This window comes from Mesorhizobium abyssinicae (genome assembly GCF_049887195.1).
Lineage (GTDB): Bacteria > Pseudomonadota > Alphaproteobacteria > Rhizobiales > Rhizobiaceae > Mesorhizobium > Mesorhizobium abyssinicae.
Window position 1 is genome coordinate 582,042 of the sequence record NZ_JARAKC010000001.1, and the last position, 26,185, is coordinate 608,226.

Below are 26,185 nucleotides of genomic sequence, written 5' to 3' on the forward strand. Positions count from 1 at the left end.
CGTCGCCTCGCTCTCCGCAAGCCTGCCGCAAGCTTGTTGCGCCATTGTCCGTGCCACGAAAATCGGCAAGAGGCGGACTTTTTTGGCAATCTCTCCACCAAGCGACATCGTTCTGGACGTTGCCCGCGCCGCCGAGCCAACGGATGTCGAGGCCGCGCGGGCCGCACTGGCGAAACGCACCGGCGGCGCCTCCGACGCGTTTTCCGTCGCGACGACCGGCACCATGCTTTCCCGCGCCACGGCGGACAAGGCCGAGGCGGCCAACCCGGAGAAGAAGTTCCAGCGCTTCGAGGCGATGGTGCTGCAGACCTTCATCCAGAACATGATGCCCAAGGACACCGAGGGCGTTTACGGCAAAGGCCTCGCCGGCGACATGTGGAAATCGCAGATGGCCGAGCAGATGGCCAATGCGATGGCCGCGCGCGGCGGCATCGGCATCGCCAGGTCGCTGCTTGCCGACCACTACATGGACGGCAAGCGCACCGTGCCTGTCGGCCCGGTTTCGGGCGGGCCGGAAAAGACCGAGATCGACCAGCAGACCCGGCTGTCGACCTCGATGGTGCAGGAGCTGCAGCGCCAGGCCGCGCGGTTGATGACCGGCGACGACACGACCATAGAAACCGAGACGAAAATTTAGGATCCTCATGGCCGACCAATCCGAACTCTCCAACCTGCCGGCGCGGACCTCGGAAGCGCCCGTCCAGTTCGCACGACCTGGAAACCTCGCCGCCATCATCGGCCGCATCGAGGAAGCGGTCGACGAGGAGACGGCGGGCATCCGCGCCAGCACAGGTTACGACCTCAAGGCCTCCAACGCCCGCAAGAGCCGCTACCTCTATGAGCTGACCCGCGCCATGAAGGGCGCCAACGAGATCGAATTCCTGGAGCAGCATCGCGAGGGGCTGGCGCGGCTGCGCCAGAAGCTGGCCAAGAACGAGGCGGCGATCCTTGCCCATCTCAACGCCGTCAACGAGGTCGCCAATCTCTTGAAGAACGCCATCCAGCGCGCCGAGGCCGACGGCACTTATTCGGCCCGCGAATTCGGCTGGGCCCGGGCATGACCTCGGCCGCGAGGCCCATGCGAGGAAACGACCGGTGATCAAGTTCATCGCCGCCGCGATCTGGATCTGCGCAGCGACGCTCGGCGCCGTGTTCTATTCGTTCCAGGCGGCCGGCAAGGCCGGTGTCGGCGAGACGCCAAAGCCGATGCTGGGGGGCCTCGACTACGTCAAGACCGACATCATCTCGGTGCCGCTGATCCGCGACGGTAGGATCGACGGCTATTTTCTCACCAAGCTCGTCTACACGGTCGAGCCCGAGCAGATAAAGAAACTGTCGATCCCGGCGCAGGCGCTGATCACCGACCAGGTCTATTCCTATCTCTATTCCAACCCGCAGATCGATTTCACCAAGAAAGACACGATCGATCTCGATACTTTCCGCAAGGCGATCCACGATACCATCAACGCCCGCGTCGGGGTCGAGCTGGTGCACGACGTCCTGGTCGACCAGGTCAACTTCCTGTCCAAGGACGAGATCCGCGACAACGCGCTGCGCCGCCGCAAGAATGCCGGCGAGACCGCGCAAGCAATGACCAAGCCTTTCCAGGCGGAGCATTGATCGCTCGCCGAGGCACGCCGGCCTGCCGGTCTGCCGAGGTGATGCGAGATGACGCATCGCCACCACGTTGACGTAAACGTCAATGCGAAGCTATATGCGTCAGCGACCGTGATCGCGACATGCGCCGGGCAAAGCGCCGCCGCGCATCAAACCAACGAGATGAGGAGAACCGCCGTGAGCGTTCAGGAGATTGCCGACAGGATCAAGTCGCGCGTGGCAAGCGCAGGCTTCGAGCATTCGGTGAAGTTCGATACCGGCAGCGACGGCGTCATCGTCATCGACGGCGCCAGCGTTTCGACCACCGACGCGCCGACCGACTGCACCGTCAAGCTTTCGCTCGACGATCTGGATTCGCTGATCGCCGGCGACCTCAACCCGACCATGGCCTTCATGTCCGGCAAGATAAAGATCGAGGGCGACATGACGGTCGCCATGGCGCTCAGCCAGCTGCTCGGCTGACCTTCTCGAAAAACCAAGCAAAACGCCGCCCCGCTGGGCGGCGTTTCTGTCTCAGGCCACCAGTGGCAGCGACTTGAGCCTGCGCCCGGCAGCCTTCAGCGTGCCGCGCGCGCCGTCGAGCACGCCTTCCACCAGCTCCAGCGCCAACAGCCGGTGCCGCTCATAGGGGCCGGGCATGGCGAGCGCGCCGGTCTTCGCCGCAGAGAAGCCGAAGCGCCCATAGTAAGGCGCGTCGCCGACGAGCAGGATCGCGCCATGGCCGAGGCGCGCCGCCTCGGCGACAGCACGGCGCATCAACGCCGAACCGATGCCGGCGCCCTTGAGCGCGGGATCGACGGCCAGCGGGCCAAGCAGCAGTGCCGCCGCACCGCCCTCGCCCAAGCTCACATCCCAGAGCCGCACGGTGGCGAGCACCGCGCCCGAGGCATCGCGCGCGACGAAGGCCAGGCCTTCCGACGGCCGGCGGCCGCGCCGCAACTTCTCCGACGACTTCCTGCGCCGCCCAGGCCCCATGGCACGGTCGAGCAGGTCCTCGCGCGCTTCGATATCGCCGGCGCTTTCGGCCACGATGGCGAATGCCGGAGCCTGTGAGGCCCCCTCACCCGGCTCGCCGCGCGAGCCAGCCTGTGCCCATTGGGCAAGGGAGGGCGCAAGCGCTGCCGTCGGGCTCCTCTCCCCCGCGAAGAAGAGCTGATCCGAAGGGCCGGATGAGGGGGCAATGTCGGTGGCCGCAATGGCCGATTTGATCAGGTAGTCCATGTCCGCGATCCTTCACGAGCGGAGATCTGTTCCACAAGCGAGCCCGGGTGGGCGACAGGCGCCCACCTGGGATGATCTGAACGGTCCTTGCGAACCGGTCAGATCACGTAGGATCGGAGCGGCTCGAAGCCGTTGAAGGCGACCGAGGAGTAGGTCGTCGTGTAGGCGCCGGTGCCTTCGATCAGCACCTCGTCGCCGATGGTCAGCGACAGGGGCAGCGGATAGGGCGTCTTCTCGTACATCACGTCGGCCGAATCGCAGGTCGGGCCGGCGAGCACGCAAGGCGCGGTCTCGCTGCCGTCATGCGCGGTGACGATCGGGTAGCGGATCGCCTCGTCCATGGTCTCGGCGAGACCGCCGAACTTGCCGATGTCGAGGAACACCCAGCGCACATTGTCATTGTCGGCCTTCTTCGAGATCAGCACGACTTCCGACTTGATGACGCCGGCATTGCCGACCATGCCGCGGCCCGGCTCGATGATCGTCTCGGGCAGCGCGTTGCCGAAATGCTTGCGCAGCGCCGAGAAGATCGCCTGGCCGTAGGCCTGCGCCACCGGCACGTCCTTCAGGTAGCGGGTCGGGAAACCGCCGCCCATGTTGACCATCTTGAGCACGATGCCCTCGTCGGCGAGCGTCGCGAACACCTTCTTGGCATCGCCGAGCGCCCGGTCCCAGGCCGTGAGATCGGTCTGCTGCGAGCCGACATGGAACGACACGCCGTAGGCGTCGAGGCCGAGCGCCTTGGCATGGCGCAGCACGTCGACCGCCATCGCCGGCACGCAGCCGAACTTGCGCGACAGCGGCCACTCGGCGCCCTCGCCGTCGGTCAGCACGCGGCAGAACACGCGCGCGCCGGGAGCGACGCGAGCGATCTTCTCGACCTCCTCGACGCAGTCGACCGCGAACAGGCGGATGCCGAGCTGGAAGGCGCGCGCGATGTCACGCTCCTTCTTGATGGTGTTGCCGAAGGAAATGCGGTCCGCGGGCGCACCCGCGTCCATCGCCATCTCGACTTCGGCAACCGATGCGGTGTCGAAGGACGAGCCCATCGCAGCAAGCAGGCGCAGGATCTCCGGCGCCGGGTTTGCCTTCACCGCATAGTAGATCTTGGAATCGGGCAGCGCCTTCTCGAAGGCGCGGAAATTGTCGCGCACGACATCGAGGTCGACGACGAGGCATGGGCCGTTCGGACGTCGGGTGGCAAGGAAGTCAAGGATGCGCTGGGTGGCCATCGGGGTCTCTCCATAACGCCTTTCGGCGCGCAATAAGGCTGCGGGACGCGGGCTGTCGGCCTCGCGAACACGCGGTGGACAAAGGCGGGACGGAATATCCATGGAACCAGCCGGTGGAGACCCCGGAACCATGAAATGCCGTCTCGCGGCGGTGAACCTTGGCCTTGCCCGGCCTCGGTTCGCTTTGTCTGCCTTGGCTTGGATGGGAGACCCGTCCGCACTGCCGGCAATGAAGGTGTGCCTCTTTAGTAACCCCGGTCTTTGGACAACCGGAAGAGAACCAGAAAGGCCCGCACCGTCGTTGCTTCAAGGTGTCCTCGATCTTGTGGTTGGCCACTGACCGACTGGAGTGGTTGGCTCCAGTTACCTTACCGATTGCCCTCACCATTCGAGGATCGGCGGACACCCACAGGCACGTGCGACTTTGGGCAAGCGCGATATAAGAGCGTAGGATTTCACAATCAATAAAAATCGTAAGCTGCGGTTGTAAAATTTCCGGCATCGAACAATCTACGGATTACCGTATCCGGATATCGAACGATGACAGGCACGCACGGACCGCTCAACGCCTTCCTGAACCTTCGCCAAATGCCTGTCGCGCATGCGCAATTGGGCCCGCTGGCTGGTCTCAGGCTGGCGGTGAAGGACATCTACGACGTCGCCGGCTATCGCACCGGCTGCGGCAATCCAGGCAAGTTCGCAGCGGCTCACGCGGCGTCGCGGACCGCTCCCGCGGTGCAGATGATTCTCGATGCCGGCGCGCGATTCGTCGGCAAGACCCAGACCGACGAACTCGCATTCTCGCTGATGGGCCAGAACGCGCATTTTCCGTTTCCGGTGAACCCGGCCGCGCCCGAGCGCGTCACCGGCGGCTCATCATCGGGATCGGCGGCGGCGGTGGCGGGCAAGCTCGCCGACATCGCCACCGGCTCCGACACCGGCGGCTCGATCCGCGCGCCGGCGAGTTTTTGCGGCCTGATCGGGCTGCGCGCCACGCATGGCCGCATCTCGCTCGACGGCGCCATGAAGCTCGCCCCGAGCTTCGACACCTTCGGCTGGTTCGCCGACGACATCGAAACCTATGAGGCGGTCGGCAAGCTGCTGCTCGGCCGCGACCCGCATCAGCATGCGCTCAACCGGCCGCTGTCGATCGGCTGGCTGGACGCCTTGGTGTCGGGCTCGGCCGAAGCCGCCGAATATGCCAAGATGAAGGCGCTCGTCGCTTCCGTCATCGGCGAGCCGGCGCAGGTGGAGTACAGTTTCACCTCCTTCCCCGACGAGCTCTATTGGTGCTTTCGCCGCCTGCAGGCCTTCGAGGCATGGCAGGAGCATGGCGACTGGATCAGCAGCGGCGAGCGCGGTCTCGGGCCGGGCGTCGACGAGCGTTTTGCTTTTGGCCGTGCCGTCGATGCCAGGACGGTCGAAACCGAGACGACCCGCCGGCTGGCCTTCCGCGCCGAGCTCGCCGCCCTGCTCGGCAGCCATGGCTTTCTCGTCCTGCCCACGGTTCCGGGCGCTGCGCCGCTCGTCAACAGCGCGCCGGAACAGCTGCAGACCTACCGCGAAAGGGCACTGCATCTATTGTGCCTCTCCGGCCTGTCCGGCTTCCCGCAGATCACGCTGCCGCTCGGATCGGTCGACGGCGCCCCGTTCGGCCTGTCGCTGCTCGGCCCTTCCGGAAGCGATGTCGCCCTGATACGGCTCGGCCGCAAACTCCTCGACGCCGCACGAAAGGCCTGAGCCATGGACACGCTGACCCGCATGCGCGCCTTCATCGACGTCGTCGAGGCCGAAGGCTTTTCGGCCGCCGCGCGCAAGATCGGCCGCTCCAAGGCGCTGCTGTCGAAATATGTGCGCGAGCTGGAGGACGAGCTCGGCGCCCTGCTCCTGAACCGCACCACCAGGCAGTTCTCGATGACCGAGGCCGGCCATACCTACTACAGGCGCGCCTCCGAGATCGTGCGCGAGGTCGACAGCCTCGCCGATGCGGTGCGCGAATCCTCCGGCGACGTGCGCGGCCGCATCAAGCTTTCGGCGGCGCGCACCTTCGCCGACGCGCCGATCGGCCAGTCGCTGATCGACTTCGCCAAGGAGCATCCCGACATCGTGCTCGACATCCATCTCGATGACCGTTTCGTCGACCTGGTCGAGGAGGGCTTCGACCTCGCCGTGCGCATCTCCAGGCTGGAGAACTCCTCGCTGATCGCAAGGCGCCTGGCGCCTTTTTCGGTCAGGCTGTGCGCATCGCCGGACCTGATCGCCAAGCACGGCATGCCGATGCGTCCGCAGGACCTCGCCCGCATCCCCTGCATCATCGACACCAATGGCCGCTGGCTGACCAACTGGCCGTTCAAGGGCGACGCCGGCGAGACCATGAGCGTGTCGGTCTCCGGCCCGATCGAGGTCAACAGCCCGATGACCGCGCGGGCCGCAGCCGTTGCCGGCCTAGGCTTCACCATGCTGCCCGATTTCATTGCCATCCCCGAGATCGAGAGCGGCCGGCTGGTGACGGCATTGGACGACCGCCTGCTCTCCGGCAGCGGCATCTTCGCCGTCTATCCGCACCGGCGCTATCTGCCGGCCAAGGTGCGCGTCTTCGTCGATTTCCTGGTGCAGTGGTTCAAGACACGCGAAAGCGCCTGACACGCCGGCAGCCGGCGCGGTCCCAATTTCGCCCCCTTTCTGGTAACTCTCGGGCAACCATCCAAATCCACGGAATCGCCATCCGCAAATGCACCTGAAACGGCAAGCAATCATGCTGTCTTCCGCCATGGCGGCGACGTTCGCCGCGGTCGGACCGGCCGAGGTGCATCCCCACGTCTTCGCCGAGGCCCGGCTCGATGTCATCCTCAGCGAGGATCACCAAAGTGTGAAGGCGTTGCGCCATCTCTGGCGTTTCGACGACCTGTTTTCGAGTACGGTGATGATGGAGTTCGACAAGAACTCCGACCTGAAGCTTGACGACAAGGAGCTGAAGGAAGTGGCCGACACCGTCCATTCCTCGCTGGCGGAGTTCAACTATTTCCAGCTCGTCACCCAGGACGGCAAGGATGTGGCGATGACCCCGCCGCCGCACTTGATGGCCAATTTCGACAATGACCAGCTGATCATCCTGTTCGAATCCGAACCGAAGGTCCCGATCAAGCTTGCCGGCAAGATCGACATCGGCGTCTATGACCCGACCTTCTACACGGCGATCGACTTCACCGACGATTCGAACCTGACCGTCGAGGGCCTGCCCTCGACCTGCACCAGGAAGGTCGTCCGCCCCGACCCGGATGAGGCGATCGCCGAGAACCAGAAGACCCTGACGGAAGCCTTCTTCAACGATCCGACAGGCACCGACATGAGCAAGATCTTCGCCACCAAGCTCGAACTGAACTGCCCGCCGGAAGGATAGATCGGTGATGAAACCGTCGCTGCGCGCAAGCAGGTTCCGCAAAAGTGTCCTGCGGTTTTGCGATCGGAACCTGCGGCAAACAAGGGAATCTAGGCGGATATTCGTGGGGTATCACACGAATATCCGCTTAGCACTCGGCCTCCTGGCCGCCGCCCTGGTGATGACGCATCTGCCCGGAGCCGCCCATGCGCAGAGCTCGCTCGGCATCGGCACCAATGACGGCATGGCGCCCTCCGCCAGCGGTCCGTTCGCCCATATCCTGATGTGGATCAACCTGCGCCAGCAGGAATTCTACCATGCGCTGGCTAGCGCGATGAAAGCGATGCGCCAGGACGGCAGCAAGCTGTGGCTGCTGATCGGCCTCTCCTTCGCCTATGGCATCTTCCACGCCGCCGGCCCCGGACACGGCAAGGCGGTGATCTCGTCCTACATGGTGGCCAATGAGGTGGCGCTGAAGCGCGGCATCATGCTGTCCTTCGTCTCGGCGCTGCTGCAAGGGCTGACGGCGGTCGTGGTCATGATGCTCGCCTATTTCGTGCTGCGCGGCACCGCGGTGTCGATGACCGACGCGGCATGGTTCCTGGAAATCTCCAGCTATGTGCTGGTCACCCTGTTCGGCGCCTGGCTGCTCTGGCGCAAGGCGGGTCCCGCCATCCGCCGCCTGTTCGGCGCCGGCACGGCCTACAGCCTCTCGGCGGCCCATGCCGGGCACTCGCATGCAGGACACTCGCAGGCCGGCCATTCCCACGCAGGGCATTCACATGCGGGTCATTCGCACGCCGCGCATGCCCACGCCCTTCACACGCACGACCAGGACGACCACGCGGCCCACCATTCGCACGCGCATGGCCACGGCGCGCATGATCACCATCACCACGACCACGGCGCGCACGATCACGCGCACGATCACCACCATCATGACCACGCCGCCGGCGAAGTCTGCGAGACCTGTGGCCATTCGCACGCTCCCGATCCGGCGCTGCTGTCGGGCGACCATTTCGACTGGCGCACGGCGTGGTCGGCGGTGGCCGCCGTCGGCATCCGCCCCTGCTCTGGCGCGCTGATCGTGCTGAGCTTTGCCCTGCTCAACGGCCTCTGGCTGGGCGGCCTGCTGTCGGTGCTCGCCATGTCGATCGGCACCGCGATCACCGTCTCTGCCCTGGCGACGCTTGCGGTGACCGCCAAGAACTGGGCCGTCTATTTCGCCGGCGACGGCCGCATGGGCAACCGCATCCATTCCTTCGTCGAGATCGGCGGCGCGGCGTTCATCTTCGTCGTGGGGCTGCTGCTGCTGTCGGCCGGCCTGACCGGCGGCGTCTGACGGCGGATCACCGACTACTTGTTGTCCAGTTCGTCCTCGATATGGGCGCGGATAATCTCGTCGAAACTCGTCTCGGCGGCGAACCCAAGTTCCCTTGAGCGCTTCGCCTCGAACCGTGTCGGCCAGCCTTTGACGATCGCCCAGATGGTGTCGTCGGGCTGCTCGCGGATCAGCTTCGCCACATTCGATCCGGCGACCCGTTCCAGCGCCTCGATCTGCTCGCCGACGGTAACGGCGACGCCGGGCATTGTGAGGTTGCGGCGCGGCCCGACGGCGGCGCCGTCGATCTCCGCCGCGTGGATCAGGAAGTTCACCGCCGAGCGCGGGCTGGCGTGGGTATGCAGCACCGAGCGCGGCACCGGCAGGATCGCCTCCTGGCCGGCGAGCGGCTCCCGGATGATGCCGGAGAAGAACCCCGAGGCCGCCTTGTTCGGCTTGCCTGGCCGCACGCAGATGGTCGGCAGCCTGATGCCGATGCCATCGAAGAAGCCGCGCCGCGTATAGTCGGCGAGCAGCGCCTCGCTCATCTGTTTCTGCGTGCCGTAGGAGGTCAGCGGCGTCGGGTGGAATTCGTCCGGGATGACATCCGGGAACGGCGCGCCGAACACCGCGATCGACGAGGTGAAGACGAGGCGCGGCGCAAACCCCGCCAGACGCACGGCGTCGAACAGCGCGCGCGTGCCGTCGAGATTGACCCGGTAGCCGAGGTCGAAATTGGCTTCCGCCTCGCCCGACACGATGCCGGCCAGATGGAAGATCACGTCCGGCCGCGCCGCGAGCAGGCTTGCCGCGGCGCCCGGCGCGGAAAGGTCGCCGGTGTGGAGGGAGACATCGACCCCCGGCATGGCGGGCGCTTCAGGCGCCACGATATCGTGCAGCTCAAGCGCGCTGATCTTGCGGCCGCGCAGTTGCCCGTCCTTGGCCAGCCGGGCAATCAGCTTGCGGCCGACCATGCCGGCGGCGCCCGTAATCAACACGCGCATCTCAAGGATCCTTCTTGCGCTGGCTGCGGCCACGCAGCCAGAAGACCACGAAAATCGCCACCATGAAGACGGCCGCGATGGCCGCGGCCAGGATGGTCGAGACGCTGCCGGCCGCCAGCATCACCCGCGGCAGGAAATAGGCGGCGATGCCGAACAGGAGCAGCACCCAGAACGCGCCAAGCGCCGCATTGCGTGTATCGCGATCCATCAGTGATAGTGACCGCGATGCGGCGCCGCATGATGCGCGTGATCATGGTCGTGATCGTGATCGTCATCATCGTCGGCGCAATGCCCGAATTCCGGTTCGACGGTGGCATGGCTGATGCCGTGCTCGGCGGCGAGCCGCTTCTTGATGGCGCTGACCGCGCTGTGCGCGTCGACCCCGTCGTTCAGGCAGGCGTGCAGCGTCGCCATGTTGCTCGAACCGTCGAGCGACCAGACATGCATGTGGTGCACCTCGCGCACGCCCTTGACCGCGACCTCCAGATCCTTGGCGATCACGTCGCGGTCGAGGCTCGCCGGCACGCCTTCGAGCAGCACATGGGCGGCCTCGCGCATCAGCGACCACGCCGTCCACAGGATCAGCAGCGAGACCAGAACCGACAGGATCGGATCGATCGGCGTCCAGCCGGTCGCCAGGATGACCAGGGCCGCCGCGATGGCCGCGGCCGAGCCGAGCAGGTCGCCCAGCACATGCAGGATCGCGCCGCGCATGTTGAGGCTTTCGCGGTCGCCGCCATGCAGCACGAAGAATGACGCGATGTTGACCAGCAGGCCTGCGGTCGCCACCACCAGCATCGGCCCGCCGAGCACAGGCGCCGGCGCCATCAGGCGGCCCCAGGCTTCGTAGACGATCCAGAGCGCGATGGCGAAGATGGCGATGCCGTTGGTGTAGGCGACCAACGTCTTGACCCGGCCGAACCCGTAGGTCAGGCGAACCGTGGCCGGGCGGCCGGCGAGATGGAAGGCATACCACGCGAGCCCGAGCGCGATCGCATCGGCAAGCATGTGGCCGGCATCGGCAAGCAGCGCCAGCGACCCCGTCAGCAGGCCGCCGAGAGCCTCCGCGACCATGAAGCCGGCGGTCAGGCAGGCGGCGATCAGCACCCGCTTCTTGTCGGTCGAGCCATGCACATGGCCCGCGCCATGGCTGTGGCCATGCCCTCCAGACCCATGATCGTGGCTGTGCGCCATCGCGGAACTCCTGCTACGCGCCGGACGCGGCGCGGAAATCCTCGAGCCGCCGCTTCTGGCGGCCTTCATCGTCGAAATTGGCCGGATCGAGCCATGCCTCGTAGGCTTCGCGCAGCGCCGGCCATTCCTTGTCGATGATCGAGTACCACGCGGTATCGCGGTTTTCGCCCTTGACCACAAGGTGCTGACGGAAAATGCCCTCGAACTTGAAGCCGAAACGCTCGGCGGCGCGCTTCGACGGCTCGTTGCGGTTGTTGCATTTCCATTCGTAGCGGCGATAGCCGAGATCGTCGAAGATGTATTTCATGAACAGGAACTGCGCCTCGGTCGCCGCCGGCTTGCGCGAGATCAGCGGCCCCCAATAGATGTTGCCGATCTCGATCACGCCATAGGCAGGGTCGATGCGCATCAGCGTCTGCCGCCCGGCGACCTTGCCGCTCGCCTTGTCGATGACGGCGAAGAACAGCGGATCCTCACTGGCCTCGACCTTGTCCAGCCACGGCTGGAAAGCGTCGCGGGTTTCCGGCGGATAGTCGGGAAGCCAGGCGAAGCGGCCGCCGATATCGGACACCGAAGAGGCCTCGTAGAGGCCGTCGCCGTGCTTTGCGGCGCTCAGCGGTTCGAGCCTGGCATGGCGCCCTTCCAGCACCTTGCGCTCGGGGCGCGGGCGCGGCTGCCAATCCTTGAGATTTTCCGACACCGAAAACTCCAATCTGTTTGACTTTTGCCGAAGGACGCTCACAAAAACGCTCGCCCACAGTAAGAACCACAGGAACGGGAAAAATGCTCCACACGATCGCGGCTTTCGACCGGCTCGGCGAGGAAAATGCCTTCGCGGTGCTGGCGCGCGCCACCGCACTTGCCCATCAGGGCCGCGACATCGTCAATCTCGGCATCGGCCAGCCGGACTTCAAGACGCCGCAGCACATCGTCGAGGCGGCGATCAAGGCGCTGCGCGACGGCCACCATGGCTATACGCCGGCCAACGGCCTGCTGGCGACGCGCGAGGCTGTCGTGCGCCGCACGCTGACCACCACTGGTGTCGAGGTCTCACCGGAGAACGTGATGATCCTGCCCGGCGGCAAGCCGACCATGTTCGCGGCGATCCTGATGTTCGGCGAGCCGGGCGCCGATATCCTGTATCCGGATCCCGGCTTTCCGATCTATCGCTCGATGATCGAGTTCACCGGCGCCGCCCCGGTTCCGGTGCCGATCCGCGAGGAAAACGGCTTCGCTTTCTCTGCCGACGAGACGCTGGCGCTGATCACCCCGAAGACCAGGCTGCTGATCCTCAACTCGCCCGCCAACCCGACCGGCGGCGTCACCCCGCGCGCCGAGATCGAGAAGCTGGTCAAGGGGCTGGAGGCGCATCCGCATGTCGCCATCCTCTCCGACGAGATCTACGACGTCATGACCTATGACGGCGAGACGCATTTTTCGCTGCTCAACTTCCCGCAGATCCGCGACCGGCTGATCGTGCTCAACGGCTGGTCGAAGACCTGGGCGATGACCGGCTGGCGCATGGGCTGGTCGATCTGGCCGAACGGCGACAAGGGCGCGCATCTCTACGACAAAGTGCGCAAGCTGGCGGTCAACTGCTGGTCCTGCGTCAACGCGCCGAGCCAGTATGCCGGCATCGCCGCGATCGACGGCCCGCAGGACGATGTCGAAAAGATGATGCGCGCCTTCGACAACCGCAGGAAGATCGTGGTCGAGGGGCTGAACGCGCTGCCGGGCATTTCCTGCATCACGCCGAGGGGCGCCTTCTATGCCTTCCCCAATGTCTCGAAGACCGGCTGGAAGGCCAAGAAGCTCGCCTCGGCACTGCTCGAGGACGCCGGCGTGGCGCTGATCGGCGGTCCCGATTTCGGCATTCTCGGCGAAGGCTATATCAGGCTCTCCTACGCCAATTCCGAGGAGAACATCTTGCGCGCGCTGGAGCGGATCGAGACCTTCCTGAAGAAGTGACCTCGCTTCCCTCGCGGGAAGGTCGGGCGCTACCCGCGCCCGACGAACGGCATCTTCGTCGCCATCACCGTCATGAACAGCACGTTGGCGTCGAGCGGCAGGCTGGCCATGTGGACGACGGCGTCGGCGACGCGCTCGACATCCATCACCGCCTCGGCGGCGATCGAACCGTTGGCCTGCGGCACGCCGACCGTCATTGGTTGCGCCATCTCGGTCAGCGCATTGCCGATGTCGATCTGGCCGCAAGCGATGTCGTAGGGCCGGCCGTCGAGCGCCAGCGTCTTGGTCAGCCCGGTGATGGCGTGCTTGGTCGCCGTGTAGGGCACCGAGCCAGGACGCGGCGCATAGGCCGACACTGAGCCGTTGTTGATGATGCGGCCGCCCATAGGCTTTTGCCGGCGCATGGCGCCGAAGGCGGCGCGGGCGCACAGGAACGAGCCGGTGAGGTTGACGCCGACGATATCGTTCCAGACCTCGACCGGGATCTCGTCGATCGGCGTCGACTTGTAGCCCATGCCGGCATTGTTGAAGAGCAGGTCGACGCGGCCGAAGGCTTCGACCACCGTTTCGAACAGATCGTCGACCTGATCGGCCTTGCTGATGTCGCAGGCAACCGCCAGCGCCTTGGCCTCGGTCTTGCCGGCCTCGGCGATCGCTTCCTCCAGCACCGCTTTGCGGCGTCCGCAGAACACCGTGTTCCAGCCGTTCCTGAGCAGCGCCGTGGCGACGCTCTTGCCGATGCCTGTGCCGGCGCCGGTAACGATGGCGGTTTTCTCTGTCATGGCAGTCATCGGTGTCCTCCGGTCATCGCTGCAACTTGGCATCGCAAATGACGCAAGCGATGGCAAGCCAACTGTCAGCCATCAGGCCCGACAAAAAGGGCGGTCATTGGCGACCGCCCTGATCTGAACCGGGCTTGGGAGGAGGAAAAGCCGGTCCGACTGCTTAGAATGATGCGCTTCCTCGGTTAACGAGACGTTACCGTGCGCGGCGTCGGCTGTTCCGCCTCCGCCTCACCAGCGCGGATTGGGCGAGGTTCCGGGCTTGTCGGAAACCGGCACCTTGGCCGCCGACACCGTCGCCTCGACATGGTCGACCAGCGCGTCCGGCAGGCCGAGACGGCCAGCAAGCAGGTCGAGATAGCCGCGTTCGGCGCGCGTGTCGGGATCGATGGTAAGGCGCGAGGCCGTATAGAGTTCGAGCTTCTGCGCGTCGGTCTGGGCGCCGGCGACCAGCGTATCCAGGTCGAGCGGGCTCTCCAGTTCCGCCATCAGGAATTGTTCCGCCTCGGTGCCGATGCCTGCGAGCTGCAGCTTGCCGGCGATCTTCTGGCGCTCCTCGTCATCGACATGGCCGTCGGCCTTCGCCGCCGAGATCATCGCCCGCACCAATGTCAGCGTGAACTCCTCCTCGCCTTGCGGGGCCTGCGAAGGGTGGAAGGCGGTGTCCTTGGGCGGCGGTAAGAGCTCCGGCTCGCCGGCAGCCGGCGTCTCGGCCGGCGCGTTGCCGGCCTTGTAGTTCTGGTAGGCCTTGTAGGCGAGGCCGCCGATCGCGGCCAGCCCGCCGAGCTTGATGGCGGTGCCTGTCACCTGCCGGCCGGTTCCCGTTCCAAGCAGCACCGCGGCCAGCGCGCCGGCGGCCAGCGGATTGTCCTTGGCCATCTGCACGGCCTGGCCGGCCTTGTCGCGGACGGTGCCGCTGGTGCCGGGAACCTGCGAGCCGAGCAGATCGTCGAGAAGCTTCTTGGGATCGAACATCAATGCCTCCAGAATTGGGCCCGCGCCGAAACATGGACGAGCAGGTTTGGACGTCGCAGACGTAGGTCCCGCATGCTGACATTACAATGACGGGCAGGCGCTTTGCGACAAATGCGGGCGCGCCTCGAAGTTGGAACCGATGTGTCGAAACCGGCCTCGGTCTGGCCTAATCTGGGTTCTGTCGAGGAGAGGAGCCTTGCAATGGCCAATGAGCAGGACCGCCAGCCGGCGCGTGATCCGCAGGACCTGGAACGTCTTTTGATCGCCCGGCAATGGGCCGGCGACATCGACGGCATGGTGGCGCTGTTCGCGCCCGACGCCGTCATCGACAGCGGCGAGAAGGACCTGACGCACGGCCGCGAGGCCATCCGCGCGCTGTTCGCCGAGATCATCGCGACGGGGCGAAAATTCCAGCGCGGCGAGCAGCGGCCCGCCGCCATCAACGGCGACCTGGCGCTCACCTCGACCCGGCTTCCCGACGGCACCATCACCACCGAGGTCGCCCGCCGGCAAGCGGATGGCACGTGGCTGTGGGTCATCGACCGCTACTCCGTCGCGTGGTGATGCGACGAAGGTCGGCAGCGGTGCTAGCTGCCGATATGCGGGCCTTTGCCTCGCGCGGTGGCCAGTTCGACCTGTCGCTGGCGTTCGGCGTAGCGGGCGCGATCCTCGTCGGAGCGGACCTGGTGGCAATGCGGGCAGGAGACGCCGGCCGCATAGCGCGGCGACAGCCGGTCGTCGACCGTCAGCGGATGCCGGCAGGCGCGGCAGAGTTCGGCCTCGCCTTCGGCAAGGCCATGCGACACCGACACGCGTTCGTCGAAGACGAAGCATTCGCCTTGCCACAGGCTCTCTTCGGCGGGCACCTGTTCCAGATATTTGAGGATGCCGCCCCTCAAGTGGAACACATCCTCGAAGCCGAGCGACTTCACATAGGCCGTCGCCTTCTCGCAGCGTATGCCGCCGGTGCAGAACATCGCCACCTTGCGGCCTTCGAGTTGGTCGCGATGCCGCTCGACCCAGGCCGGGAATTCGCGGAAGCTTGCGGTCGCCGGATCGACCGCGCCCCTGAAGGTGCCGATCGACACTTCATAGGCATTGCGGGTGTCGATGACGATGGTGTTCTCGTCCGAGATCAGTGCGTTCCAGTCGGCCGGCGCGACATAGGTGCCGGCGCTGGTCGCCGGATCGAGATCCTCGACGCCCATGGTGACGATCTCGCGCTTCAGCCGCACCTTCATGCGGTGGAACGGCATGTCGGCGGCGGCGCTGTATTTGACCTCGAGGCCGGCGAGGCCTTCGATGGAGTTCAGATGGTCGACCAGCGCGGCGATGTCGGCCTCGCTGCCGGCAACCGTGCCGTTGATGCCCTCATGCGCAAGTAGCAGCGTGCCCTTGATGCCGCGCCCGCAGCAGAAGGCGGCGAGCGGCGCGCGCAGCGCCTCGAAGCCGTCGAGCCGGGCAAATTTGTACAGCGCGGCGACGCGCACAGAATTGGTTCGGGCGGAAATTGTCATCGCCATGCCACTAAACCGTGGTGAAAGCCGATTCAAGGCGGAGCCGGCCAGCCGCCGTCCGGGGAAGCTGTTGGCACTCGTCGCCGGTGCGTGACATCGCGACACGCCTCGTTTCGTGGACTCGGGATACCCCTTCTGCTAATCGGTTGAAATCGATCGATACCGGAGAGACCAAGCGAATGCCCAGCAAGACCGAGAAGCTCCTGTCGCTCCTCAATGGCCAGCCCGTCATACCGGTGCTCAAGATCGCCAATGTCGCTGATGCGGTGCCGCTTGCCCGCGCGCTCGCCCGTGGCGGCCTGCCGGCGATCGAGATCACGCTGCGCACCTCCGATGCGCTGGAAGCGATCCGGCGCGTCGCCGGCGAGGTCGAGGACGCCATCGTTGGCGCCGGCACCATTCTCGACGCCGGGCAGTTCGACGAGGCAGCACGCGCCGGCTCGAAATTCATCGTCAGCCCCGGCATCACCAGCCAGTTGCTGGCGACGGCGAAGGACAGCGAGGTGCCGCTTTTGCCCGGCGCCATCACGCCCGGCGAGATCATGGCTGCCCGCGAGGCCGGCTTGCGCTTCCTGAAATTCTTCCCGGCCGAGCAATCTGGGGGCATTGCCTCGCTGAAGGCCTTCGCCTCGCCGCTCGCCGACGTGAAGTTCTGCCCGACCGGCGGCATCAGCGCCAAGAACGCCGCCGACTATCTCGCCCTGCCCAACGTCGTCTGCGTCGGCGGGTCCTGGGTAGCGCCGGACGACATGGTCAAGGCCGGCAAGTGGGACGAGATCGAGGCCCTGGCCCGCGCGGCGAGCCAGCTCAAGAAGTAGCGTCCGGGACACGAAAGACCCGGCCGGCTACCGACCGGGCCAGTTGCCTGGAATGCAATCAGCGCGCGATGCGCAGGCCCGAGCCGGTTGCTGACGGGTCGGCAGCCGCTGGTTCCCGCTCATGGATTCGAACCACGATTCACGCCTTCAAAGGGCGCTGTCCTACCGTTAGACGAAGCGGGAAAGCAGGCGTCACGTCGTTAGCATCCCGGCCCCGCCGAAGCCAGCGCCGACCCGAACGGCGCCGCGGATTGCCTGCCTCAAAAGCAAAAGCCGCGCGGGTCGCCCGGCGCGGCTTTGCGATTGTCTGGCCTGTCGCCTACTTGGTCTGGAAACGGGCGACCGAGAGGAACTTCACGGCATTGCCGGTGAACCGGTTGGCATCCGCCATCTGGTTGTCGGCCTGGAAGCCCGCCGTATAGACCTCGCTCGGCGGCGTATGCACGATGTTGTAGGCATAGCGCGGCGCCGTCGTGGCGCCGGAGACCGTGGCGACGTATTCGCCGCTGTTCAGTGCCCAGCGCGCGGCCTGCGGCGCGGCGGCAACCACCATTGCCTTCGGCCCAGGCTTCAGGTCGCGGGCGCTGGCCCTGGCTTCCTTGCGCGTCGTCTTCACGCCGGCACCGATTGCCAGCGCCGGATCGGAACCGGCCGGGCGGCTGGCGATGGCGTCGCGCGGCGAGGCCGCATCGACGCCGGACGGATCGTTGAATGCCGAGCGCGGCTCGAGCGAGGCGACCTGATAGTCGCCACTCGCGACACTGGCCTCGCTCGTGGCGTTGGCCTCGTCTAGAACGGCCTTGACTTCATCCGGCTTGACCTCGTCCGCCTTGGCCTCATCCGGACGCGCGCTGGGCAGGACCGAGAACGCATCGGTCGCGGTCTTGTTGTGCTGGGCGGTGTCGGCCAGCGCCAGCAGCACGCTCTTGTCCTGCGCTGCGAGATCGGCCGGCAACGAACGGTCAGGACGCCATGTCGGCAGCGGGATGTTGTTGACCGCGACCTGCGCCGGATCTGCGGCGGCAGTCGCGGCATCCGCAGCAGTCGGATTGGTCATGCCGAAAGGCACGCTGACCGGCGCATGCGCCGTCGCAACCCCCTGCTCGGTCGTCGTCGATGCGTCGGCCACGCCGAACGGCACGCTCTCAGGCGTCTGCCGGCCGACATCGGTCTTCGGACGCGGCGCGAAGTCCGGCAGCGGGACCTCCTTTGGCGGCAGCGCCGCGATGATCGTCTCCGGCGTGTCCTGCTCAGGTTCCGAATCGGCCGAATTGTCGTCGGCGATCTGTGGAATGTTTGCGCGCTGCGCGTCCTTGGGTGACACGATCGCGATGCCAGGCAGGTTGCTGCTCTTGGCCGCCGCCGCCGGTTTCACGCTCTTCGGCTTGGGCGCAGGCGCGGCAGTCGCGACATCGGCGCTGTCGTCCGCCTCGTCTTCGCCGCCGCCAAACCAGGCAGCAAGCAGCCCGCCGGACCGCTTGGTCGAACCGCCGGCGCTGGCCAGTTCGATGTTGGGGGTGCCGGCGCCCTTACGGGCTTTGTAGGCGGCCAAAGCCTGTTCGTAGCCCGGCAGCGGCCTGCCGTCGCTCGGCACGTGCAGCGTCTTGCCATTCGGGAAGACCCCGACCAGTTCCTGGCGGCTGATGCCCGGCCAGTGGCGCACATTGCCGACATCCATATGCACGAACGGAGAGCCCGACGACGGATAGTAGCCGACGCCGCCGCCCTGCATCTTGAGACCGATGTTGCGCAGCTTCTTCAGCGGCACGCCGGGGATATAGAAATCCATCGCCTTGCCGAGCATGTGCTGGCTCTTCTCGGCGACACCCCGGCTACGGCTGCGCAGCATCGAGTTCGTCGCCGGCGAGCGATAGCCGCAGACGACCTGGATGTAGTCGGTGGCGCCGCTCTGCCGATAGGCTTCCCAGACCAGGTCGAGCAGCCGCGGATCCATCTTTGTCGGTTCGTTGCGGCGCCAGTCGCGCAGGATGATGTTGATCTTGCGCAGGCCCTCGGGATCGTAGCGCCCATTGCGCTTGTAGACGATCTCGGCCTTTTCGTGCGTGTGCAGGTGATAGAGCTTCAGCGAACGAACTTCGGCGCTGGCGCCGGTCACGGCCGCGGCGAGGAAACCAAGCGCAACAATCACAGCAGCCAGCCATCTCGGCCAGACGCTCATGTGATAATGCCGCCCGTCTGTGTGTCGTTCGACTTGGTTCAAATCAAATGGCCTTGCAGGCTGCCGTTTGTCCCCGGATTTGCCCAAACGGATGTGTTGTTCTCACATCCGAATATCGATCCTAATGGTTAATCATCGCTTATTGAAGCCGAAATGCGGTAACACCGTGGCGATATCCCGTCAAAAATGTTGCACTGCGTTTCTTGGTAAATTGCTGGTTTAGATCATTTTTCCGCCTTTGGCCGAAACACGATCTGTTACCGCGGGCCTTAATTGCGTGATCGCAGCCATAATCGAGTCGCTGCGGCGCCGCCGGCGCCGCGATCAATGCCGAGCGGGCCCGCACCAGAGGACGGAACTGGTCCGGAGCTTGCGAACAGGGCTCGGCGGGTCAGGATGCAAGGCGCTCGATGCGGCCGCTTTCCGGGTCGATGCCGTATTCCTTGAGCTTCCTGTAGAGGGTCGAACGGCCGATGCCGAGACGGCGCGCGACCTCGCTCATCTGGCCATTGTAATGGTCGATGGCGAGCTTGATCATTTCCAGTTCGACTTCGGCCAGCGCGCGCACATTGCCGCGCTCGTCCAGTGCCCGCAACGTCCCGAAGCGCGGCTGCAGCCTTGCCGGCGGATCGGGCTCGGCCACGACCACCCCCGGTTCGCCGGCCACGTCGTCGTCACCGCTCAGCTCAGGCGCTGGCGCGCCAATTTCGACATCGAGCTTGACGGTGCCTTCCAGCTGCGCGCGGATCTGCGGAAACTCCTCTTCCGTCAGCAGCTCGCTTTCGGCCAGCACGGAAGCCCTGAAGACGGCGTTCTCCAACTGCCTGATGTTGCCCGGCCAGTCATAGGCCTGCAGCATGGCGAGCGCCCTGGCCGAGATGCCTTGCGGACGGCGACGGGGATCGGCAGGCGCCACCTTCTCCATGAAATGCCTGACCAGATAGGGAATGTCGTCGCGGCGGTCGCGCAGCGGCGGCACGAAGATCGGATAGACGTTGAGCCGGTAGAACAGATCCTCGCGGAAACGGCCGTCCTTGACCTGCTGCAGGAGATTGCGGTGCGTCGCCGAGATCAGCCTGATGTCGACCTTGACCGTCGAACGGCCGCCGACCGGATCGACCTCGCCCTCTTGCACCGCGCGCAACAGCTTGACCTGGACGTCGAGCGGCAGGTCGCCGATCTCGTCGAGGAACAGCGTGCCCGAATGCGCCTCGACGAATTTGCCGGTGTGCTTGTCGGTGGCGCCGGTGAACGAGCCCTTTTCGTGGCCGAACAGGATCGATTCGACGAGATTGTCGGGGATGGCGCCGCAATTGACGGTGACGAACGGTTTCGAGCGGCGGTCGCCGCTGCCCTGGATGGCGCGCGCCACCAGCTCCTTGCCGACGCCCGATTCGCCCTCGATCAGGATCGGGATGTTGGACGCCGCCGCCTTTTGGCCGAGCCGGATCACCCGGTCCATCGCCGGGCTGTGCGTGATCAGGTCCTTGAAGGTCAGGTGGCTGCCTCGCCGCCTGGACGTGCGCTTCATCTCGTCTTCGACCGCCTCGACCTTCAGGGCGTTGGAGATCGCGGTCTGCAGCCTGTCGGGGGAGGCCGGCTTGACGACGAAATCGAAGGCGCCGTGGCGCATCGCCGATACGACGGTCTCGATGCCGCCCTGCGCGGTCTGCACGATGACCGGAACGTGGATGCCGCGCTCGCGCATCGCCTTCAGGACACCGATGCCGTCGAGGCCGGGCATGACGAGGTCGAGAATGACCACCGACACGTCGCGCGCGCCAGGTCCGTCGAGAGCCCCGAGGCCGGCCTCGCCGCCGTCGGTGACGATCGCGCCGTGGCCGAATTTCGTCACTGCCGCCTCGAGCAGCCTGCGCTGCACGGGATCGTCATCGACTATGAGTATGGAACCTGTCATGACTGTGTTGATGCCTGGCCCGAGAAATCCCCATGGATCATCTTGGCACAGGGTTCTAAATAAGGTTTCAAAAAACCCGGTGAACGAATTCCTTAGGATTTGACCGGCTTCTCTCTTTCCCAGCTTCTGGAAGGTATTTGATGCGCATGGTTTCTGATGGGCAGCTCGCGGCGGTAGCGTCCGGTCACGGCGCGGCGGAGCTCGGCGACCTGCCGGAATGGAACCTCGCCGACCTCTATTCCGGCATGCAAGCGGCCGAGCTGAAGCGCGACATCGCCAAGGCGGCGCAGGATGCCATCAGCTTCGAGACGCGCTGGAAAGGCACGCTTGCCGCCGAGGCCGAGCGCGGCGCCGCCGGCCGCCTGGGCGAAGCGTTGCGCGCCTATGAGGCGCTGGAGGAGCTGATCGGACGCATCGTCTCCTATGCCGGGCTGGTCTATGCCGGCAACACCGCCGACCCGCAGCGCGCCAAGCTCTATGGCGATATCCAGGAGAAGATGACGGACGCCAGCGCGCATCTTCTGTTTTTTGCACTCGAACTCAATCTGATCGACGACGCGGTGATCGAGGGCGCGCTCGCCGCCGACGCGGGCTTTGCCCACTATCGGCCTTGGGTGCTCGACCTCAGGAAGGACAAGCCCTACCAGCTCGAGGATCGAGTCGAGCAGCTTTTCCATGAAAAGTCGATCACCGGACGCGGCGCCTGGAACCGGCTGTTCGACGAGACGATGACCGATCTGCGCTTCGACGTCGGCGGCGAGGAGCTGGCGCTGGAACCGGCGCTGAACCGCTTGCAGGACGCCGACGGCGAAGTGCGCCGCCAGGCGTCAGAGGCGCTGGCCGCGACCTTCCGCAAGAATCTGCGCACCTTCACGCTGATCACCAACACGCTGGCCAAGGACAAGGAGATTTCCGACCGCTGGCGCGGCTTCGAGGACATCGCCGATTCACGCCACCTCGCCAATCGCGTCGAGCGCAGTGTGGTCGACGCCCTGGCCGCCGCCGTGCGCGAGGCCTATCCGCGCCTGTCGCATCGCTACTATGCGATGAAGGCGCGCTGGCTCGGCATGCAAGTGATGAACCACTGGGATCGTAACGCGCCCTTGCCCGAGACCCCGCAGGCGGTCATCCGCTGGGACGATGCCCGGGACACGGTGCTGTCGGCCTATCAGCGCTTCTCGCCCGACATGGCCGAAATCGCCCGCACCTTCTTCGACCGCAACTGGATCGACGCGCCGGTGCGGCCCGGCAAGTCGCCCGGCGCCTTCGCCCATCCGACCGTGCCGTCGGCGCATCCCTATGTGCTGCTCAACTACATGGGCAAGCCGCGCGACGTGATGACGCTCGCGCATGAGCTCGGCCATGGCGTGCATCAGGTGCTGGCGGGCGGCCAGGGCGCGCTGATGGCCTCGACGCCGCTGACGCTGGCCGAAACCGCCTCCGTCTTCGGCGAGATGCTGACCTTCCGCTCGTTGCTCGACCAGACCACCGACCGGCGCGAGCGCAAGGCCATGCTCGCCCAGAAGGTCGAGGACATGATCAACACCGTGGTGCGCCAGATCGCTTTCTACGAATTCGAGCGCAAGGTGCATGCCGAGCGCAAGAACGGCGAGCTGACCTCCGACCGGCTCGGCCAGTTCTGGCTGGAGGTGCAGGCCGAGAGCCTCGGCCCGGCGATCAAGCTGCGCGACGGCTACGAAGTGTTCTGGACCTATATCCCGCACTTCATCCATTCACCCTTCTATGTCTACGCCTATGCCTTCGGCGATTGCCTGGTGAACTCGCTCTACGCGGTCTACCAGAATGCCGAGCGCGGTTTTCAGGAGAAGTATTTCGAGATGCTGCGCGCCGGCGGCACCAAGCATCATTCCGAGCTGCTGGCGCCCTTCGGTCTCGACGCCACCAACCCCGCCTTCTGGCAGATCGGGCTCGGCGTGATCGGCGGCCTGATCGACGAACTGGAAGCGCTGGACAAGTGAAGGGTGGCCCTGCCCCTGAGCGTCGCCAGAATAGTTTAGACGGAACGCATGTTGGGAGTGGCCTGTTCTTGGCATAAATATTTGTTCTTGAATGACTCTCCGGGAATTTTTTCCGTTAGCTTTCCACAAGCCGTATGGTAGCGTCCGGCCTCAAGCTCAGCCGGAGCTCAGGCAAGGGACAATCTCGGCCGGTGGCGACCTTCGGCGAATGCGATGCGGCCGTTGGCCATGGCGAAGAGCCGATCGCCGACAGCTCGATTGAAGCCGGCTGTTCCGCCCAGCGGAACCATCGAACGGTCTTGCGCCAAGGTCGTCACTCCAGGCCACGGCAGACGGATCGGACTGGAGAGAGAGAATGAGCACTTTTTTCTACATGCTCCTGGCGTTCATCGTGGGTGTGGTGGCCGGCTGGTTCATCTGGGGCCGCCTGGGCGGCGAGCTCGACGGCCTGCGCGGTGATCTGGAGCGCACGCGCAGCGAGCGCGACAAGGTGCGTGCCGATGCCGACAGGCTGACCGGTGAGCTCGATGCTTGCGGCCGTGCCCGCGCCGATCTCGAGCGCCGGCTGCGCGAAGCGCCGGTTGGATCCGGCGCGGCGAAGGCCTCCGCCCCAGCACCCGCGGCGCTGATCTCGACGCCAGCAGCGGCCAAGCCTGCTGCCGCCAAGCCTGCTGCCGCCAAGCCTGCTGCCGCCAAGCCTGCTTCGGCCAAGCCCGCAGCCGCCAAGCCGGCCGCTGCCAAATCTGCCGCTGCAAAGCCGGCGGCAACCAAGCCTGCCGCCGCAAAGCCTGCGGCATCAAAGACGGCCGCCGCGCCCAAGGCCGCGGCCCCCAACGCGGTGGCAAAGACAGCCGCGCCTGCACCGGCCCAGTCAGCGCCGGCAGCAGACGAGCCGGCGATAGGGACGGCCGACAATTTGCGCCGGCTGATCGGTATCGGCCCGGTCAATGAAAAGCTGCTCAAGGGCCTTGGGGTTACAAGTTACGCCCAGATCGCCGCTTGGACGGCCGACGACGTCAAGCGCATCGAGGAGGTGCTGAATTTCGACGGACGTATCGCGCGCGAGCAATGGATCGAGCAGGCGAAGCTGCTCGCCGCCGGCGACGAAACGGAATTCGCCCGCCGCTTCCCGACCGCGGGAACCGCAAGCAACACCTGATCGGCTTGCGCTTCCGGCGCATGACAAGCGGCGGTGCGCATGGACACCGCCGCTTTCCTTTGGTCCAGCCGCCTTTGCGGCTCTCGACGCCGCTCCCTCGATTGCGCGCCGCCGCCCCCCCATATAGAGCGATCGCTGCACCACCGACCGAACACTCGAGCCATGCCCCTGCCCTCCGCCATTTTCCGCAACGACGAGAGCGGCCGCCAGCTGGTCTTCGACCGGCCGGCCGAGATCATCGTCGCGCACGACGCGGACGATTTCCCCGCGGCGCTTGAAGCCGCGCAGGCGGCCTCCGATGCCGGCAAATGGCTGGCCGGCTACTTCTCGTATGAAGCGGGATATCTGCTCGAGCCGAAGCTGGTGCCATTGCTGCCCGAGGGCCGGCGCGCGCCGCTGGTCTGCCTCGGCGTCTTCGACGCTCCTGCCGAACAGGCGGTGCCGCGCCGTGCCGGTCCCGCGACCAACGGCCCGATCTTCGACGCTCGTGCCGCCTGGTCGGCGCAAGACTATGCGAAGCGCTTCGCGCGCCTGCACGGCCACATCCGCAAGGGCGACTGCTACCAGGGCAATCTGACCTTTCCGGTGCGGGCGCAATGGTCCGGCGATCCGCTCGCCGCCTTCGACGCGCTGACCGAGCGCCAGCCGGTGAAATACGGCGCGCTGATTACGCTCGGCGATCCGATCGTGCTGTCGCGCTCGCCGGAGCTGTTCTTCGAGATCGACGCCGAAGGCATGATCGAGACGCATCCGATGAAGGGCACGGCGCCGCGCGGCGCGACCAGGGCCGAGGACGCGCGTCTGAAATCGTTCCTGCGCAAGGACGAGAAGAACCAGGCCGAGAACCGCATGATCGTCGACCTCTTGCGCAACGACATCTCGCTGATCAGCGAGGTCGGCACGCTCGAGGTGCCGGAGCTGTTCCGCATCGAGACCTATCCGACCGTGCACCAGATGGTCAGCCGCGTGCGGGCGAGACTGCTGCCTGATGTCGGCATCCGGCAGGTTCTTGCGGCGCTGTTTCCCTGCGGCTCGATCACCGGCGCGCCGAAGATCCGCGCCATGGAGATCCTGCACGATCTCGAAGCCGTGCCGCGCGACGTCTATTGCGGCGCCATCGGCTGGATCGCGCCCGGCGGCACGATGCGTTTTTCCGTGGCGATCCGCACCATCTCGCTCTTTTCCAGCGGCGAGGCCGTCTACAATGTCGGCGGCGGCGTCGTCTTCGATTCCACCGCCGAGGAGGAGTACCGGGAGTGTCTCTTGAAAGCGCGCTTCGCGACGGGAACCGTGCCGATTTCGAGCTGATCGAGACCATGCGCTGGGAGCCGGGCTCCGGCTTCCTGCGCTTCGAGCGTCACCTCGCGCGGCTCTACGCATCTGCGGCGGAACTCGGCTTCGCCTGCGATCCGCAGCGGGTCGGCGAAGTGCTGATGGACACGGTTGGCCGGCAAACGGTCGCCTTGCGCATCCGCCTTTCGCTTGCGCGCAACGGCGAGGTGACGGCCGCCGCGCAGCCCTTTGAGCCGCTCGCCGCCGACAAGGTCTGGCGGCTGCAATTGGCGCGCGTCCGCCTCGATTCCGGCGATACGCTGCTTCGCCACAAGACCAGCCGCCGCGATGCCTACCAGCACGCGCGCGCCGAATATCTCGCCAGCCGCGCCGACGAGGTGCTGCTCGCCAACGAGCGCGGCGAGCTCTGCGAGGGCACGATCACCAATCTCTTCGCCGATTTCGGCGACGGCGTGCTGGCAACGCCTCGGCTCGACTGCGGCCTCTTGCCTGGCGTATTGCGCGGCGAGGTTCTGGATGAAGGCCGCGCCGTCGAAGCGATCTACACCCTTGAAGATCTGAAGGCCGCCCGTGCGGTCTACGTCGGCAATTCGCTGCGCGGCCTGATCCCCGCAAAACTGTCCTGACGC

Annotated in this window: 26 protein-coding genes and 1 tRNA gene; 15 read left to right on the top strand and 12 right to left on the bottom strand. The window is 65.8% G+C overall.

The genetic code is table 11. The features are described 5' to 3' along the window. Positions 1-82: 82 nt before the first annotated feature. The 4 genes from PU724_RS02665 (at position 83) to PU724_RS02680 (ending at position 2,079) form a co-directional block, all read left to right on the top strand. Positions 83-637: a rod-binding protein gene (locus PU724_RS02665; RefSeq protein WP_354419530.1), complete on the top strand. Its 555-nt coding sequence runs from the start codon at positions 83-85 to the stop codon at positions 635-637. Positions 638-644: 7 nt separating this feature from the next. Further along, on the top strand, positions 645-1,061 hold the full coding sequence (locus PU724_RS02670; protein WP_127392410.1) for a hypothetical protein: 417 nt from the start codon (positions 645-647) through the stop codon (positions 1,059-1,061). Positions 1,062-1,095: 34 nt separating this feature from the next. Continuing rightward, a complete protein-coding gene (locus tag PU724_RS02675) occupies positions 1,096-1,620 on the top strand; it encodes a hypothetical protein (RefSeq protein ID WP_127286090.1) in 525 nt (174 codons plus the stop codon). Between the two features lie 174 nt (positions 1,621-1,794). After that, on the top strand, positions 1,795-2,079 hold the full coding sequence (locus tag PU724_RS02680) for an SCP2 sterol-binding domain-containing protein (RefSeq protein WP_127310776.1): 285 nt from the start codon (positions 1,795-1,797) through the stop codon (positions 2,077-2,079). A 51-nt stretch (positions 2,080-2,130) separates the two neighbouring features. Here PU724_RS02680 and PU724_RS02685 read toward each other — a convergent pair whose 3' ends face one another. Next, positions 2,131-2,838, bottom strand: coding sequence for a GNAT family N-acetyltransferase (locus tag PU724_RS02685; protein WP_354419532.1), 708 nt, complete (start codon positions 2,836-2,838; stop codon positions 2,131-2,133). 98 nt (positions 2,839-2,936) lie between these two features. Next, positions 2,937-4,070 carry an ornithine/lysine decarboxylase gene (gene odc2 / locus PU724_RS02690; RefSeq protein WP_354419534.1) on the bottom strand — a complete coding sequence of 378 codons (1,134 nt, stop codon included), beginning with the start codon at positions 4,068-4,070 and terminating at the stop codon, positions 2,937-2,939. 540 nt (positions 4,071-4,610) lie between these two features. On the opposite strand from odc2, the gene PU724_RS02695 reads away from it, so the two are divergent. The 4 genes from PU724_RS02695 to PU724_RS02710 all read left to right on the top strand — a co-directional run bounded on the left by PU724_RS02695 (position 4,611) and on the right by PU724_RS02710 (position 8,791). After that, a complete protein-coding gene (locus PU724_RS02695; RefSeq protein WP_354419536.1) occupies positions 4,611-5,810 on the top strand; it encodes an amidase in 1,200 nt (399 codons plus the stop codon). Between the two features lie 3 nt (positions 5,811-5,813). Continuing rightward, positions 5,814-6,713, top strand: a complete 900-nt coding sequence (locus tag PU724_RS02700) for a LysR family transcriptional regulator (protein ID WP_127285387.1) — start codon at positions 5,814-5,816, stop codon at positions 6,711-6,713. Positions 6,714-6,801: 88 nt separating this feature from the next. Beyond that, positions 6,802-7,470 (top strand): DUF1007 family protein, encoded by a 669-nt coding sequence (locus PU724_RS02705; RefSeq protein ID WP_354419538.1) that lies wholly within the window; start codon positions 6,802-6,804, stop codon positions 7,468-7,470. A 160-nt stretch (positions 7,471-7,630) separates the two neighbouring features. Further along, positions 7,631-8,791 carry a nickel/cobalt transporter gene (locus tag PU724_RS02710; RefSeq protein WP_354420150.1) on the top strand — a complete coding sequence of 387 codons (1,161 nt, stop codon included), beginning with the start codon at positions 7,631-7,633 and terminating at the stop codon, positions 8,789-8,791. A gap of 14 nt (positions 8,792-8,805) precedes the next feature. On the opposite strand, the gene denD is transcribed toward PU724_RS02710, so the two are convergent. The 4 genes from denD to PU724_RS02730 are packed head-to-tail and all read right to left on the bottom strand — an operon-like array spanning position 8,806 to position 11,668. Next, positions 8,806-9,774 carry a D-erythronate dehydrogenase gene (gene denD / locus PU724_RS02715; RefSeq protein ID WP_354419540.1) on the bottom strand — a complete coding sequence of 323 codons (969 nt, stop codon included), beginning with the start codon at positions 9,772-9,774 and terminating at the stop codon, positions 8,806-8,808. A gap of 1 nt (position 9,775) precedes the next feature. After that, positions 9,776-9,982, bottom strand: coding sequence for a hypothetical protein (locus PU724_RS02720; RefSeq protein WP_127285384.1), 207 nt, complete (start codon positions 9,980-9,982; stop codon positions 9,776-9,778). Beyond that, positions 9,982-10,968, bottom strand: a complete 987-nt coding sequence (locus tag PU724_RS02725) for a cation diffusion facilitator family transporter (protein ID WP_128275409.1) — start codon at positions 10,966-10,968, stop codon at positions 9,982-9,984. Before PU724_RS02725 ends, PU724_RS02720 begins: the two co-directional genes overlap by 1 nt. A gap of 13 nt (positions 10,969-10,981) precedes the next feature. After that, a complete protein-coding gene (locus PU724_RS02730; protein WP_127285382.1) occupies positions 10,982-11,668 on the bottom strand; it encodes a GNAT family N-acetyltransferase in 687 nt (228 codons plus the stop codon). Between the two features lie 83 nt (positions 11,669-11,751). Here PU724_RS02730 and PU724_RS02735 point away from each other — a divergent pair, with 83 nt between their 5' ends. Beyond that, positions 11,752-12,936: a pyridoxal phosphate-dependent aminotransferase gene (locus PU724_RS02735; protein ID WP_354419543.1), complete on the top strand. Its 1,185-nt coding sequence runs from the start codon at positions 11,752-11,754 to the stop codon at positions 12,934-12,936. Positions 12,937-12,965: 29 nt separating this feature from the next. Here the strand turns inward: PU724_RS02735 and PU724_RS02740 are convergent, their stop codons facing one another. After that, a complete protein-coding gene (locus PU724_RS02740; protein ID WP_127285389.1) occupies positions 12,966-13,718 on the bottom strand; it encodes an SDR family oxidoreductase in 753 nt (250 codons plus the stop codon). 231 nt (positions 13,719-13,949) lie between these two features. Beyond that, a complete protein-coding gene (locus PU724_RS02745) occupies positions 13,950-14,693 on the bottom strand; it encodes a tellurite resistance TerB family protein (protein ID WP_127285380.1) in 744 nt (247 codons plus the stop codon). Between the two features lie 201 nt (positions 14,694-14,894). On the opposite strand from PU724_RS02745, the gene PU724_RS02750 reads away from it, so the two are divergent. Beyond that, positions 14,895-15,257, top strand: coding sequence for a YybH family protein (locus PU724_RS02750; protein ID WP_354419546.1), 363 nt, complete (start codon positions 14,895-14,897; stop codon positions 15,255-15,257). Positions 15,258-15,280: 23 nt separating this feature from the next. Here the strand turns inward: PU724_RS02750 and trhO are convergent, their stop codons facing one another. After that, entirely contained in the window at positions 15,281-16,210 is a 930-nt protein-coding gene (gene trhO / locus PU724_RS02755) for an oxygen-dependent tRNA uridine(34) hydroxylase TrhO (protein ID WP_354420151.1), read from the bottom strand. A gap of 179 nt (positions 16,211-16,389) precedes the next feature. Between trhO and PU724_RS02760 the strand changes: the two genes are divergently transcribed. After that, the gene (locus tag PU724_RS02760) at positions 16,390-17,028 is read left to right on the top strand and encodes a 2-dehydro-3-deoxy-phosphogluconate aldolase (protein ID WP_320319548.1); all 639 of its coding nucleotides are present in this window, start codon (positions 16,390-16,392) and stop codon (positions 17,026-17,028) included. A 109-nt stretch (positions 17,029-17,137) separates the two neighbouring features. Here PU724_RS02760 and PU724_RS02765 read toward each other — a convergent pair. The 3 genes from PU724_RS02765 to PU724_RS02775 all read right to left on the bottom strand — a co-directional run bounded on the left by PU724_RS02765 (position 17,138) and on the right by PU724_RS02775 (position 21,125). Beyond that, a tRNA-Gln gene (locus tag PU724_RS02765) sits at positions 17,138-17,211 on the bottom strand. A gap of 136 nt (positions 17,212-17,347) precedes the next feature. Further along, positions 17,348-19,207, bottom strand: a complete 1,860-nt coding sequence (locus PU724_RS02770; RefSeq protein WP_354419547.1) for a peptidoglycan L,D-endopeptidase MepK — start codon at positions 19,205-19,207, stop codon at positions 17,348-17,350. 391 nt (positions 19,208-19,598) lie between these two features. Then, entirely contained in the window at positions 19,599-21,125 is a 1,527-nt protein-coding gene (locus PU724_RS02775) for a sigma-54-dependent transcriptional regulator (RefSeq protein ID WP_354419549.1), read from the bottom strand. Positions 21,126-21,265: 140 nt separating this feature from the next. Between PU724_RS02775 and PU724_RS02780 the strand changes: the two genes are divergently transcribed. The 4 genes from PU724_RS02780 to PU724_RS02795 all read left to right on the top strand — a co-directional run bounded on the left by PU724_RS02780 (position 21,266) and on the right by PU724_RS02795 (position 26,182). Then, positions 21,266-23,104 (top strand): M3 family oligoendopeptidase, encoded by a 1,839-nt coding sequence (locus PU724_RS02780; RefSeq protein ID WP_189340655.1) that lies wholly within the window; start codon positions 21,266-21,268, stop codon positions 23,102-23,104. Between the two features lie 355 nt (positions 23,105-23,459). Further along, positions 23,460-24,263: a proton-conducting membrane transporter gene (locus tag PU724_RS02785; protein WP_354419551.1), complete on the top strand. Its 804-nt coding sequence runs from the start codon at positions 23,460-23,462 to the stop codon at positions 24,261-24,263. Between the two features lie 162 nt (positions 24,264-24,425). Further along, a complete protein-coding gene (locus tag PU724_RS02790; RefSeq protein WP_354419553.1) occupies positions 24,426-25,571 on the top strand; it encodes an aminodeoxychorismate synthase component I in 1,146 nt (381 codons plus the stop codon). After that, positions 25,520-26,182, top strand: a complete 663-nt coding sequence (locus tag PU724_RS02795; protein ID WP_354419555.1) for an aminotransferase class IV family protein — start codon at positions 25,520-25,522, stop codon at positions 26,180-26,182. The genes PU724_RS02790 and PU724_RS02795 overlap by 52 nt, the downstream gene beginning before the upstream one ends. Positions 26,183-26,185 lie beyond the last annotated feature (3 nt).